The sequence below is a fragment of the Solimonas sp. SE-A11 genome (assembly GCF_030345715.1).
Classification (GTDB): Bacteria; Pseudomonadota; Gammaproteobacteria; order Nevskiales; family Nevskiaceae; genus Solimonas_A.
Map to the genome: position 1 here is coordinate 91,466 of NZ_JAUASX010000003.1, position 13,341 is coordinate 104,806.

Here is a 13,341-nt window from a genome sequence, read left to right on the forward strand (position 1 = left end):
GCAGGGGCTTTGATCAGGATTGAAACACGGCGGGATTCGCGGGGGCGGATTCCAAGCCGCTTGCTGTTCCGTAATTGGGGGATGCTGCAGATGATGTCGTTCAGGAATCTCGCCGGCCTGCTGCTGGGAGTTGCTCTGCTCCATCCGGCGCAGGACGCGACGGCCCAGGTCTTCAAGTGCAAGACCCCCAGCGGGGCCATCGAATTCCAGGCCTATCCCTGCACGGCGGGCACCTCCGCCGACGGCAAGGGCCGGAACAAGATCAACGGGCCCAGCTGCATGGGTGGTGACGGCGAGTGGTATCCGTATGGCGACGCCCGTTGCATGCCTACCGCCTCCCAAGGCGGCAGCGCTGCGAACCAGCAAGAGGAGAAGGCCCAGGCGGAGCGCTACCTGCGTTGCCTGAACGTGCGTGGCAAGCCGGAGAAGCTGCCGGGCACGGTGTTCTCGACCTTCCGCCAGCTCTGCGATGCCGAGCCGGAAGCCCAGTTCGCGGAGAAGGGGCCCGACGGAGCCCGCACGCGCTGGGTGTTCCGCAGTTATGACCTGGACATCTATACCCAGGGTGACCGGATCGTCGACGTGCGCAAGCAGCGCTGAAGCCGGATACCGCGATCGATCGTTTCTCGGCACATTGAAAAAGCCCGGCCTCGCCATGCGAAGCCGGGCTTTTCTCTTGAAGCCTTACGGATGCTGCTGGAAGAACTGCACGACCTTCTGCGAGGCGTTGTAGTTGTTGGTGCCCTTGCCGAGCAGGCGCGGCAGCAGTTCCTTGGCACCGGCCCACTGGTGGCCCATGCCGTCGATGCCGCAGAGCTTCACCTCGGCGCCGCCGGCGCAGCCGCGGCGGGTGACGCAGCTGGCGGAGCCGTCCTGGTCGGTCGATTCCTGGGCGGCGCACTGGTTGCGGCCGGCCAGGCGGGTGAAGATGTCGCGCACCGGCGGGCGGTAGTTGCCCTCGAAATCGCCGCCGTTCCAGGGAATGCGCGGATCGGCGCGGCCCTGGATCAGAAGGGTGGCAATGCCTTTTTTCGTCGCGGCGCAATTCTGCACCATGATGCCGCCGGAGGCGGCGGCGATGGCCTTGAACAGGTCGGGCGCCTCGCAGGACACGCGGTGCACCATCATGGCGCCGTTGGAGAAGCCGGTGCCGTAGACGCGCTCGGTGTTGATCGGCGTACGACGGCCGATGTCGGCGACCATGGCCTTGAGGAAGCCGACGTCGTCGATGCTCTTCTTCAGCGCCGGGCCACAGCAGCTGCCGGCGTTCCAGGAGCGACCCACGCCGTCCGGGTAGGCGATGACGAAGCCGGCATTGCCGCCAACCAGGTCCAGGCCGGTCAGTTCTTCCATGTTCTTGCCGGTGCCGAAACCGCCGTGCAGGGCGACGATCAGCGGGCGGGGCTGGTTGCCGCCGCCGTCGGGTACGTAGAGGCGATAGCTGCGGTCCACGCCCTGGAAGCTGATTTCGTATTCCTGGGAGGCGGCGGCTTGTGCGGAGGGGATGCCGCCGCTGGTGCCGCAGGCGGCGAGCGCGGCGAGCAGGGCAATGCCCAGGCTGCGCAGCGGGCGGGAGAGGCGCGAGGCGACCATGGAACGGCTCCTTGTTCGTGGATACGGCAGACGCTACCGGATCGAAGCTTAATACAGAGCGTACGCGGTGCCGAGAACTTCCGGTGACAGGTCGGGCTCGGTCCCGGAGACCCCGGCGGCGGCGAAGAATCCGGCGTTGTCCGCGCCCAGGTCGGGGCCGCGCCGCGCAATACGAGGCGTGAAGCCGTCGATCCGGAACGGCAGGCCGGGCAGGGGTGTGCCGGCGGCGTCCTGGAACCAGACGCGGGCGGCCAGCTGCGGGTCGGCGGCCAGGTCGGCGGAGCTGGCGACGAAGCCGGCCGGCACGCCGGCCGCCTGCAGTTCGGCCGCGGCGGCCTCCACGCTGCGCGTGGCGCTCCAGGCGCCGATCAGGGCGTCGATGGCGTCATGGTGTCGGCGGCGGCCCTCGGCGCTGGCGTAGCGCGCGTCCTGCGCGCTTGCGCCCAGCAGGCCGGCCAATGCCTGCCATTCGCTGTCGTTGCGCACGCTGAGCAGCAGCCAGCGGTCCTGGCCCTGGCCGGCGTAGCAGCCCTGCGGGGCGTACTCGGCATGGCGGTTGCCGACCGGGGGCGGCTGCCGGCCGCTGCGGGCCACCTCGGCGAAGAACTCGCCGACGAACCAGGCCGTGGTCTCGCATTCGGAGAGGTCGATCCACTGGCCGCCACCGCCACGTTGACGCTGCCACAGCGCGGTGAAGCCGGCGCAGATGCCCATGATGCCGTTCATCACGTCCATCTCGCGCACGCGGTAGGCAGGGCTCTGTTCGTCGTAGGCGGTCAGCGACTGCAGGCCGCTGATGGCCTCCAGGGTGCCGCCGTAGCCGCAGTAGCTGGCGTAAGGGCCAGTGGCGCCGAAGGCGGACATGGCGACCATGACGATGCCAGGGTTCAGCTCGCGCACACGCTCGTAGCCGTAGCCCTTGGCTTCCATGATGCCGGCGCGGGAGTTCTCCAGGATCAGGTCGGTGCCGCGCACGAGTTCGTCCAGCACGGCGCGGTGCTCGGGGCGCTTGAGGTCCAGGGTCACCGACTTCTTGCCACGATGCAGTTGCCAGAAGCGCGGGTGCTCGTTGACCTTGCCAACGTAGCCGCCGCGCATGCCGTCGAGGCGTTGCGGGTATTCGATCTTGATGACCTCGGCGCCGTAGTCGGCGAAGAAGCGGGCGGCATGCGGGCCGGCCCAGTCATGAGTGAAGTCCAGCACGCGCAGGCCGGCCAGGGGGGCGGCGCCGTGCTTGGCGGCGGTGGCGCGGCGCGGCTCCCAGCCCGGGGCGACCGTGGCTTTCGACGGGGCGGGGCGGTTGCTCCAGTGCGCCTTGCCGGGCAGGAAGGGTGCCCCCGGCATCGTCGCCGGCTGGCCGTCAGGCCGGGGCTGCTCGATGAAGAACTGCCGGGCGGCATGCACCGGCTCGGCCAGGGCTTCGGGCATGCTGGCGAGGTAGGACCAGGCCAGACGGTGCTTCTGTCCCATGTGGAACAGCTCGCGCTTGCCGTGGCGCGCCAGGAAGGGGCGCATCAGGTCCTGCGTCTCGGCCCGGTTGGCCATGCGCCCGCCCATGGTCTGCAGCTTTTCCGACAGCAACTCCGGCGCTTCGAACAAGGGGGCGGCGCGCAGCCAGTGGCGGATGGGGCCGCCGATGATGGCGGCCTCGCCGTCGGCGCAGGGATAGGTGCGCCAGGGCACCATGTTGTGCTCGTCGCCGTTGCGGCGCGCGACCTTGCCGATGTTGAGGAACTCGGCGATGGCCGCCTCATAGTTCTCCATCGCGGCTTCGCGGATCGACAGGTCCACGGTGGCGCCGCAGCCGTCGCGCTCGCGGCGCAGCAGGCCGATGATGGCGGCGCAGTAGGCGTTCATGCCGGCGGTGAGCTCGGCCATGCGTGGGCGGGCGTTGAGCGGCTCGCGGGCGCCGCTGCCGGTGCTCTGCATCAGGCCGGAGAGTCCATAGAGCGTCAGGTCGCTGGCCTTCCAGGCGGCCTGGGGGCCGTCCTGCCCGAAGGGCGTGACCTGCACCAGCACCAGGGCCGGGTTCAGCGCGCGCAGGCGCGCGGCGTCGAAGCCGGTGCCGGCCAGTACACCCAGGCCCCAGCCGTCGAGCAGCACGTCGGCGCCGCGGACCAGGGCGGCAAAGGTCTCCGGGTCCAGCGCCGGGTCCAGCGCCAGGCGCTGCTTGGCGGTGTGGTACCAGGCCTGCTCGTCGGCGCCGAGCGCGAAGCCGGGCAGGGTTGCCGGCGCGGGCAGGTGCAGGACCTCGGCGCCGAAGCCGGACATCAGCTTGCCGCAGAAGGCGGCGGCGACGTGGCCGCTGAGTTCGATCACCCGGATCTGGTCGAGGCTGGACATGTGCGTTCCTGTGGCGTTTACGAAGCGCGCAGCAGCGCCTCGACCTCGGCGCGGACCTGCGCCGGGTGGGTGACCGGGAAGAAATGGCCGGCCTGGGGCAGGCTGACCAGCCGTGAATTAGGGAGCAGTGCCTGCAGGCGGCTGGACGTGGCGCCCGAGCGTGAATGGCTGGGGTACATCAGCAGCGTCGGCTGGCGCAGCGAGGCATAGGCCTCGGCCTCGGCGCCGGGCACCCGGAAGTCCTGGCGCAGGCTGGTGTCGTCGAGCAGGCCCAGCCATTGCTTGGCCGCGCGCAGAGCGCCGCGGCCCTCGCCGAAAGGAACGAACTCTCCACCCGCGTCCAGTTCGACGCCGGCGACCTTGTTGCGCGCCGCCACTTCCAGGAAGCGGAAGCCGACCTCTGGCTCGCTGGCCCAGTCGCCGCCGTCCTGGCGGGCGGCGGCCTGTTCGAAGGCGGTGAGCTGGCCCACGTCGTGCAGGCGCAGTTCCGACTGCAGGCGCTGGATGCGGGTGTCCATCAGGGCCAGGTGGCTGAAGCGCTGCGGCTGCAGCAGCACGGCTTCGAGCGCGGCGGCACCACCGTAGCTGTGACCGATGACGGCGGCCTCTTCCAGGGCCAGTTCGTCCATCAGGTGCAGCAGGTCCTGCCCTTGGTCGGCTGCCGTATAGCCGCTGGTCGGTCGTTCGCTGTAGCCGTGCCCGCGCAGGTCATAGATTGTGACGCGGTACTGCGACGACAAGGCCGTCGCCAGGGGGTACCAGAACGCGCGATTGGCAGCCAGGCCGTGGACTAGCACGACGTCGGGACCGCTACCGAATTGCTGATGCGCCAGTTTGGGTCGGGTGGTCAATTGGGATTCCGGTGAGCAGGCGTTCTTCACGAAACCAACGTGAAGCCGGGATGAGACTCGGGATTCAACGCGGACAGGAAGTCATGCAGACGACGCATACACAGGACGTGGCGCGGCACTACACGCGACGTCACGAGCAGCGGGGCGAGCTGTTCGGCAAGCAGCCCTTTGCCAATTACGGCTACTGGACGCGCCCGGACATGAGCATGGAGCAGGCGGCCGAGGCGCTGACGCTGCTGGTGGCGTCCGCCGCGGGGCTTTCTGCGCAAGACCGGGTGCTCGATGTCGGCTGCGGCTACGGTGCCGGCGCGGTGGCCTGCCTGCGGCATTTCCAGCCCGCGTCCATCGTCGGTATCGACGTCACCGCGCTGCGCCTCGAATACGGTCGGGGCTATGTGCGGGAGCAGGGCTTCGCCGAGCGCATCGACCTGCGCCTGGGCGACGCCACGCGGATGGAATTCGAGGATGCCAGCTTCGACAAGCTGCTGTCGGTGGAGTGCGCCTTCCATTTCGATACCCGCGCGGATTTCCTGCGCGAGGCGGCGCGCGTGCTGCGCCCGGGCGGCACGCTCGCGCTGACCGACCTGATCCCGCGGCGCGGGGTGGATCCCTCGGCCTATCTGCAGGGGGCGACGGCGGTGGGCACCGGGGTGTGCCTCGACAATCGTGACAACGCCTACGACGCCGACGTCTACGCCGCGCATTTGCGGGTGGCGGGCTTCACGGCCCTGCGCATCGAATCGATCGTGGACTGGACGCGCATTCCATTCATCGACGCCTTCGAGCGTGCCGGGCTGCAGTTGCAGGGCGAGCGCGCGGCCGAGGTGAGCCGGTCGGTGGCGCGCCTGCGCGGCCTGGTGGCCGCAGGCGAGGACTACGTGCTGGTGGTGGCGCGCAAGGCCTGACTGCGCCGCCGGCATGGCTGGTGCTCAGCCCGGAATGTTCGCGGCCAGGAAGTCGGCGATCTGGCCGATGGACAGGTCGTCGACGTAGCGGCCGTCCTTCATCAGCAGCTTCTCGAATGGCAGCTTGCCGCCGACGATGTCTTCCTGGATCGCCACGATCAGCTGGATGATGTCGATGGATTCGAAGCTGAGATCGCCCAGCAGCTTGCTGCTACGGTCCATTTCACCGTCGAATTCGTTGTCCCAGTCCTGGGTGAAATCCTTCAGCAGCGTGATCAGCTTGGTGACGTAGACGTCGGAGTTGCTCATGGCTCGTGGCGTATTGTCGTAAGGATGAATGACCCGTATTCCCGGCGGGGAATCAGGGCCAGGTGTACAGGGGCTGCGGCAGGCGCTCGGGGCGGAAGCGGACCTTGTAGCGAACCTTGTGCAGGCGCCAGGCCTCGGGTTGCAGCAGATCCAGCTTGCCGTCCGCGAGGCGTTGCTCCAGGCCGTCCAGCGAGGCTTCGATGCGGCTGTAGTCCAGCTCGTTCTTGTGTGGTGCCAGATTGTAGCGCCACCACTGCAGCTTCAGCAGGCGCTCGACGGTCTTCTCGTCGAAGCGCAGGCGGGCGACCTTGGCCGGCTGGCCGACCACGATGGAGTAGGGCGGCACGTCGCGCGTGACCAGGGCATGCGCCGCCACCACGGCACCGTCGCCGATCTTCACGCCGCGCTTGATGAAGGCGCCGGCACCGATCCAGACGTCGTGGCCGATCTCGGTGAACTCGCGGTTGACATCGCGCTTGGACACCGTGGTCAGGTCCTTGAAGTCCTGGAACACGGCGAAGGGCGGAAAGTCCTCCGGCGAGCAGAAGGCGAAGGTGTGCGTCGACAGGCCGTCGGTCGGGTGCTCGTAGGGCCCGACGATGGCGGCCTCCGCGATGGAGCAGTAACGCCCCACGCGGGTATCGTACAGGCTGCTGGTGTACATGCCGTTGACGTAGGTGAACGCGCCGAAGCTGCAGTTCTTGATCCGCCGCGGCGCGAACAGGTAGCTCGGCCGCTCGAAGTCGATCACCCCATAGAGGCCAGTGGCCCCCATGGCTTCCATGCCGAGATCGAGCAACTGCTCCGACGTCAGGGTTCCTTCGTCGGCGGGCTTGGCGGCTTCAGCACTCACTCCATGTAGCCCAGCATCTGCAGCTGTTCGATGATCTGCTGCTTCTCGCCCTGGTCCATCTCTTCCTTGAGTTCCTTCTTGGCGGGCGGCTTGGTGCGGGCGCCCTTCTTGATCGGGTGCGCAGCGAGCCATTCGGCCTCGAAGAAAGTCTCGGCCGGCTTGCCCTCGAAGTCCGCCGGGATCGGCAGGCCCAGGCTGTGCAGCAGGGTCGGGGCCACGTCCACGATCAGGCGGCGGTCGACCATGCCGCTGGCGGCGATGCCGGGGCCGCAGGCCATGAAGATGCCATCCGGGTGATGCGTGCCGATCGCGGCGGGGCGGTGGGCCACCACCGGCTCGAAGTTGCGGATGGAGACGAAGCCGTGGTCGCTCAGCACCAGGGTCAGGTCTGGCGCGCGCTTCATGTGCTGGCCGGCGAACCAGTCCTCGCGCTTGAGCACGTCGATCACCACCGGCTTGCCGGTCTTGGGATCGGTGATGGTGTAGAGGTCGGCGATCAGCTTCTCGCGGAAGGACTCGTAGTCCTCGGGCCTGATGCCGGCATCGCCCGGCTTCTCGGCCACGCGGATGACGATGCCGTTGGACGACGGCGTCTGGCAGTAGGCCAGGGTCTTGGACCAGTCGAGGTTGGCGAAGTCGGAGGCATCGCGGCGCACGGCCTGCTCGCTACCGTCGTTCTTACCCCAGGTGAGATAGCCCTTCTCGCCCAGGAAGGTGTTGATGCGCAGCACGAAGTTGCTGGCGGTGAAGCCGTGGTCGGAGGCGAAGAACACCTGCGTGTCCGGGCCGGCCATGGTCACCAGCTTCTCGATGTAGCCGTCGAGGTTGTTGAAGTACTCGAGGCAGACCTCGCGCATCTCCTTGTCATGGCCCTGCGGGTCCTTGGGCAGCAGGTCCTTGTCCAGCCAGGGCCAGGCCTGGTGCTGGATCTTGTCGGTGCCGTCGAACATCACCGCCATCAGGTCCGGCTTGTCGCTGCCGAGGATGTACTCGGCAACCTTGAACCACTGTTCCTCGCGCGGCAGGTGGTAGCGCACCCACTTGGCGGTCTCGGTGGCCGAGAGCGATTCCATGGCCTGCTTTTCCTTGTCGAAGTCCCAGGCCAGTTCCTTGGGATCGAAGCCCGGCACGTCGGTCTTGATGCGCTCGAACAGCTCGCGCGGATGCGTGTTGCGGCGCAGGTGCTTGGCGGGGATGAAGCCCGGCACGATCGAGCCGTTGATGCCCTCCGGTGCCGGCGCGGTCAGCGGGAAGTTCAGCGCGGCGATCTTCTTGTCCTTGCGCGAGGCGATCGACCAGATCGTCTCGGCGTCGACGTCACGCGCGTCGTACAGCGTCCAGTAGACCTCGGCGCCATGGTCTTCGGCGCGGATGAACTCGAACACGCCGTGCTCACCCGGGCCCTTGCCGGTCATGATGCTGGTCCAGGCCGGCGGGGTCAGCGGGTTGGGCGTGGAGCGCAGCTTGGCGCGCACGCCCTTCTTCATCAGCGAGGCCAGGAAGGGCATGGTCACGCCTTCTCCCGGCAGGTCGCGGGTCATTTCATCCAGCACGGTGAAGGTGCAGCCATCGAGGCCAATGAACAGGGTCGTCGTCATGATCGTGTCTTCGGAGAAGGAAGTTCTGTAGGAATGTTCAGGCTGCTGGCCATGTTGCTGCCCGTGGCGCTGCGGTGACGCAGAGCGCCAGCATGGCCTGACCGGCTTCGGCATGCAGGGCGATATCGTAATCCTGACCGTTGTAGCGCACGCGCGCCATCTGCGGACCACCCAGGCGGTTGTCCAGGTGCGCGGCGACCACCTGCCAGTCCTGTGGACGGCCGTTCAGTCCGGTGCCGGCTGCCTTGGCGGCAGCCTCCTTGGCGCACCACAGGGCCAGCACGATGCGGCTGCGCTCGGCCCCGTCGACGCCCTGGAACCAGACCTGCTCGGCGGCGGAGAAACCGCCGACGGCCACGTCCTCGGTGCGCAGGTTGTCGGCGCGCTGGTAGTCCAGGCCCAGTGCCACGCTCGGGTCGCTGGCCACGGCATAGGCCCAGCGCTGACTGTGCGCGATGGACAGTGCCGGTGCGGCCATCTGCGGCAGGGCGGGGCAGCGCACCAGCGGCCGGCCGTTGGCGTCGGCGTCGATCTCGACGTCGGCCGGCGACAGCTCGGTGCCGCTGCGCAGGCGGTACCAGTCGCGCGCGGCGTCCTTGGCGGCCAGGCGGCCCATCAGCCATTCCTCGCGGCGCGGGCCCTGCTGTGGCAGGGCGTTGAAGATCGCGCGCTCGCGGCGGCTTAGCACCATGTGGGCCAGCATGCGCTTCCAGATCGTGCCGCCCTCGTCGAGCGTGCCTTCCGGCAGCGGCTCGATGCGGCGCAGGCACAGCTCGGCCGGCAACTGGCCGGCCATGGGCGTTTCCGACAGGCGCGCATGGCCCGGGTCGAGGCGGAAGCCGAAGAAGCGCTCGTCGCCGCTGAACACGCGGTCGTCCCAGCCCTCGGCGCGCAGCAGCAGGCGGCCGTCGGCACCGATCACGTCCCAGCGCGCTTCCAGCACCGTGGGGCTGGGCAGCGTGATGGCGCCATGGCAGGCGTAGCGCAGGCCTGGGGCTGGCGGCGGGGCGTAGAGCGACAGGCGCCGCACGCGGAAGGGGAAGCAGTTGGGCACGCCCGGGTTGCGCTCGCGCAGCCAGAAGCCGGCAAGCTGGCCCGCGGCGTCGAGCATGGCGGCGTCGAGCTGGAAGCGCGGCGTGGTGGTGCCGGCGAAGTAGTCGTGCACCGGGATGGTGGTCAGCTCGGCGACGATGCCCTGCTCGCCGTAGCTGTCCAGGCGCGTCACGCCCTGCAGGCGCGGGCCGTGGAACATGCCGTGCTGGTAGAGCTGGCCCGGCAGGTGGATGTGCGGCGGCTTGAGCCCTGCGGACGGCAGCGGCTGCGGTGCCGGCGCGGCGGGGTAGGCGGGCGCCAGCAGCACCGTGCCTTCGAACACCAGCAGGCCTCCGGGCGTGCTGCCCTCGCCGAGCAGGAACACGCGACAGGCGATGGCGTCGGGGTTGCCCGGTGCCGCCTCGGCCAGCACCCGCAACGTGATGGCGCCGTCGTCGAGCGACAGCCAGCGGCTGCCGCGGGCGTTCTCGATGGCCGACACCACGCGGTCGCTGCGACCGCTGAGGCGCATGGCGGCCTCGGCGATCAGCTCCATGCTGTAGGTGAAGGGGATCACCGGCAGGCCGGTCAGCGCCGGGTCGGCGGCGCTGGGCGCGTCGCCCAGCGTGTGGTCACGCAGGAACAGGTCCTGCTCGATGGTGTAGCGGCGTTCCGATGTCAGCTTGCCGGCCGAGAGCTGCACCGGGCCCAGCAGCGGGAAGGCCGGATCGAAGCCAGCCGGCATCGCTACCGCCGAGGCAGTGACCGGCGCCGGCATCGCGGGCGTGGCACTGCTGGCCAGTCCCAGTACGCGGGCCTGGCTGTCGAGGAAGTCCTGCATCAGCGAGAAGTGCGCGTTGAGCGCCGTCATGCGCGGATCGCTGGATACGGCGGCTGCGGGCATGGCGGCCGGCATCGGCGCTGCCACGGCAGCGGGCGCCGCGGCGGGTGCCGGGGTGCCGGCCGGCATCGCGGGCGCGGCGGCCTGCGGCAGCGGCTTCTTCCACTCCTCCGGCAGTTGCCAGACCGGGTTCAGCAGCTTCATGCGTGGCGGTAGCTTGGCAGCCGGCTTGGGCTCGCCCATCAGGTCGAGGTCGGCGATCCTGCGGTGGGCGAACAGGCGCGAGGGGTCGAAGCTCACGCCAGCGGCGAACAGCTGTGCCAGGGTCTGGTGCAGATGCGCCATGCCCGGCTTGCGACGGCTGTTGCTGGACACGGCCAGCACGTCGTCCTTGCCGCGCAGGGTATCGCCGACGAAGGAGGTCAGGTTTCCGCTGGGGCCCACTTCGAGGAATACACGGTAGCCGTCCTCGTAAAGCCGCTGGATGGTCTCGGTGAAGCGTACCGGGTGTTCCCACTGGCGCGCGGCCAGCTCGCGGATGCCGTCGGCATCGGTGGGGAACGGCGCGCAGGTCGAGGCACTGTAGACCGTGGTCGTGCCGGGGCCGAGTTCCAGGGTCTTGAAGTAGCCGCGGAAGGCATCGGCCAGCGGCTTGAACAGCGCAGTGTGGTAGGCGCGGCCGAAGGGCAGCTCCTGGCAGATCGCGCCTTCGGCACTGAGTTGCTCGTGCAGCTTGTGCGCGGCCTCGGGCGGCCCGAACAGCACCAGCTGGTTCGGGCAGTTGTCCATCGCCAGGTGCATCTCGCCCAGGTCCGACAGCAGCGCGCTGCGTAGTGTTGGCGTCAGTCCGCCGATGGTCAGCAGCGAGCCCTCGGCAATCTTCCCGGCTGCATCCAGCTCGTTGAAGATGCGGTTGAACACCTGCACGGCGTCGGCCGTCTCGGCGCGGTGGCGCACGCGATTCATGCCGGCGGCAGTCAGCACGGTGTTCTCGCCGGTGCTGTGGCCGAGCATGGCGTCGGGCGCAAAGCCGAGATCCTGCAACAGCGCATGCAGTCCGAGGCTGGCGGCGAACACGCCTTCCGCGGCCACGTCCATTTCGTACAGGCGGTCTTCCAGCAGCTTGCGGGCTTCGTCGCTGATGACCGTCGGCGGTGGCAGCAGGGCCGGCACGCGCGAGGGACTGCCGCGCCGGTTGGCGTTCTCCTCGATGAAGTCGAACCAGTCTCGTACCTGCGGGAACTGCACGCAAAGGTCGGCCAGCATGTTCGGATACTGCGAGCCCTCGCCCGGGAACACCAGGCAGAGCTTGCCGGCGACGTCACCGGCGCCGTAGTTGATGCCGGCGCGGGTCTTGAACGGCTTGACGTCGGGCCGCTCGATCTTCTCGATGGCCTGGTGCAGCTTGCGTTCCAGCTCGGAGGCATCGGCACAGACGATGGCCAGGCGGAACGGACCGCGGCCATAGGTGCTGCAGGCCTTGGCGACCTCTGCGAGCGTGGCGGTCTTCAGGTGCGCCAGCGCTGCATGGATACGCTGCAGCAGCTCCTCGCGGGACTCGGCGGCCAGCGCCACCAGCTCGGAATCGCTGGGGGTGTGCAGTACCTGCACCTGCACGGGGCGGTGCTCGCGGTACTCCTCGAGGATGACGTGCGAGTTGATGCCGCCGAAGCCGAAGGCGTTGACACCGGCGCGGCGCGGGTGCGCCTTGCCGTGCAGCCAGGGGCGGGTTTCGGTGTTGAGGTAGAACGGCGTCTTGTCCAGGCCCAGGTCCGGGTCCGGCTCGGTGCACAGCATCGGCGGGAGCACCTTGTGGTGCAGCGCCAGTGCGGTCTTGATCAGCGCGGCGCCACCGGAGGCGGGCATGCAGTGGCCGATCATCGACTTGACCGCGGTGATGGCGATCTGCTGGTCGCGGCCGCGCGAGCCGAAGATGCTGGTCAGCGACTCGATCTCGGTCTTGTCGCCAACCGCGGTGCCGGTGCCGTGCGCCTCGATCAGGTCGATCGTCATCGGGTCGATGCCGCTGCTCTGGTAGGCGCGGCGCATGGCCAGGATCTCGCCTTCCAGGCGCGGTGCCAGCAGGCCCTTGGCGCGGCCGTCGCTGGCGGTGCCGATGCCGCGGATCACCGCATAGATCTTGTCGCCGTCACGCTCGGCGTCGGCGCGGCGCTTGAGCACCAGCATGCCGATGCCCTCGCCCAGCAGGGTGCCGTCCGAGTCCTTCTGGAAGGGGCGGATGCGGTCGCGCGACAGCGCGCCGATGCGGCAGAACTGGATGAACAGCTGTGGCGGCGTGTGCACCTGTGCGCCACCGGTGATGATCAGGTCGCAGCGCCCGCTGTTGAGCTCCGCGGCGGCCTGTTCCACTGCGATCAGCGTCGAGGCGCAGGCGGCATCGACGATGTAGCTCGGCCCCATCAGGTTGAGGCGGTTGGCGATCAGGCCGGCGATGACGTTGGGCGTCAGCACGCCGATGTGCTCGGCGTTGAACGGCGGCAACTGCGCCTTCAGCGCGTTCTGCAGCTTCAGGATGTCGCCTTCGTTGAAGTCGGGACGCAGGCCGCGCACCAGGTCCATGGCCTGGTCCAGGAAGCAGTTGCGCGACATCAGGCCCGCCATGCCGCGGTTGCCGTAGGTGCCGCGCGCGATGATCACGCCGGCACGTTCACGGTCGAAGGGCTTGTGCAGGTAGCCGGCATCGTCCAGCGCCTCGTGAGCCACCTTCAGCGCCAGCATGTGGTCCGGGTCGCTGCCCGCGGCCACGTTCGGCATCACGCCGTAGTCCTGCGGGTTGACGCGTGCGTGCTCGCCCAGGAAGCCGCCGCGCGTGGTGTAGATGCGATCCTCGCGCGTGCTGTTGGGCTCGAAGTAGGGGCCGACCCATTCCGGGTCGCCCTCGCTGGTGGCGTCGACCTTGTCGAGGATGTTCTGCCAGTACTGCCGGGCGTTGGACGCGCCCGGGTAGATGCCTGCCAGGCCGACGATCGCGATGTCGAGGGGTTGGGTCATCGTG

General features: G+C 68.8%; 9 protein-coding genes. 2 read left to right on the plus strand and 7 right to left on the minus strand.

Annotation, left to right across the window (positions count from 1 at the left end):
* Positions 1–60 precede the first annotated feature (60 nt).
* Complete coding sequence (locus QT386_RS05420) at positions 61–600, plus strand: hypothetical protein (RefSeq protein WP_289272723.1); 540 nt, start codon at positions 61–63, stop codon at positions 598–600.
* A gap of 84 nt (positions 601–684) precedes the next feature.
* On the opposite strand, the gene QT386_RS05425 is transcribed toward QT386_RS05420, so the two are convergent.
* From QT386_RS05425 to QT386_RS05435, 3 genes are read right to left on the minus strand one after another with little or no spacing between them, the layout of a single operon-like run.
* Entirely contained in the window at positions 685–1,593 is a 909-nt protein-coding gene (locus QT386_RS05425; protein ID WP_289272724.1) for a PHB depolymerase family esterase, read from the minus strand.
* Between the two features lie 48 nt (positions 1,594–1,641).
* The gene (locus tag QT386_RS05430) at positions 1,642–3,936 is read right to left on the minus strand and encodes a CoA transferase (RefSeq protein ID WP_289272725.1); all 2,295 of its coding nucleotides are present in this window, start codon (positions 3,934–3,936) and stop codon (positions 1,642–1,644) included.
* A gap of 17 nt (positions 3,937–3,953) precedes the next feature.
* Entirely contained in the window at positions 3,954–4,787 is an 834-nt protein-coding gene (locus tag QT386_RS05435; RefSeq protein ID WP_289272726.1) for an alpha/beta fold hydrolase, read from the minus strand.
* 83 nt (positions 4,788–4,870) lie between these two features.
* Here QT386_RS05435 and QT386_RS05440 point away from each other — a divergent pair, with 83 nt between their 5' ends.
* On the plus strand, positions 4,871–5,692 hold the full coding sequence (locus QT386_RS05440) for a cyclopropane-fatty-acyl-phospholipid synthase family protein (RefSeq protein ID WP_289272727.1): 822 nt from the start codon (positions 4,871–4,873) through the stop codon (positions 5,690–5,692).
* 24 nt (positions 5,693–5,716) lie between these two features.
* Here the strand turns inward: QT386_RS05440 and QT386_RS05445 are convergent, their stop codons facing one another.
* The 4 genes from QT386_RS05445 to QT386_RS05460 are packed head-to-tail and all read right to left on the minus strand — an operon-like array spanning position 5,717 to position 13,337.
* Positions 5,717–6,001 carry an acyl carrier protein gene (locus tag QT386_RS05445; protein WP_289272728.1) on the minus strand — a complete coding sequence of 95 codons (285 nt, stop codon included), beginning with the start codon at positions 5,999–6,001 and terminating at the stop codon, positions 5,717–5,719.
* A 52-nt stretch (positions 6,002–6,053) separates the two neighbouring features.
* Positions 6,054–6,854, minus strand: a complete 801-nt coding sequence (locus QT386_RS05450; RefSeq protein ID WP_289272729.1) for a CatB-related O-acetyltransferase — start codon at positions 6,852–6,854, stop codon at positions 6,054–6,056.
* Entirely contained in the window at positions 6,851–8,452 is a 1,602-nt protein-coding gene (locus tag QT386_RS05455; protein WP_289272730.1) for an alkaline phosphatase family protein, read from the minus strand. Before QT386_RS05455 ends, QT386_RS05450 begins: the two co-directional genes overlap by 4 nt.
* Positions 8,453–8,489: 37 nt before the next feature.
* Positions 8,490–13,337 (minus strand): type I polyketide synthase, encoded by a 4,848-nt coding sequence (locus tag QT386_RS05460; protein ID WP_289272731.1) that lies wholly within the window; start codon positions 13,335–13,337, stop codon positions 8,490–8,492.
* Between the last annotated feature and the right edge of the window lie 4 nt (positions 13,338–13,341).

What these genes read in the sequence shown, in the direction of transcription:
- QT386_RS05425 (WP_289272724.1), bottom strand. Translation starts at nt 1,593, where the DNA reads ATGGTCGCCTCGCGCCTCTCCCGCCCGCTGCGCAGCCTGGGCATTGCC.
- QT386_RS05430 (WP_289272725.1), bottom strand. Translation starts at nt 3,936, where the DNA reads ATGTCCAGCCTCGACCAGATCCGGGTGATCGAACTCAGCGGCCACGTC.
- QT386_RS05440 (WP_289272727.1), top strand. Translation starts at nt 4,871, where the DNA reads ATGCAGACGACGCATACACAGGACGTGGCGCGGCACTACACGCGACGT.
- QT386_RS05445 (WP_289272728.1), bottom strand. Translation starts at nt 6,001, where the DNA reads ATGAGCAACTCCGACGTCTACGTCACCAAGCTGATCACGCTGCTGAAG.
- QT386_RS05455 (WP_289272730.1), bottom strand. Translation starts at nt 8,452, where the DNA reads ATGACGACGACCCTGTTCATTGGCCTCGATGGCTGCACCTTCACCGTG.
- QT386_RS05460 (WP_289272731.1), bottom strand. Translation starts at nt 13,337, where the DNA reads ATGACCCAACCCCTCGACATCGCGATCGTCGGCCTGGCAGGCATCTAC.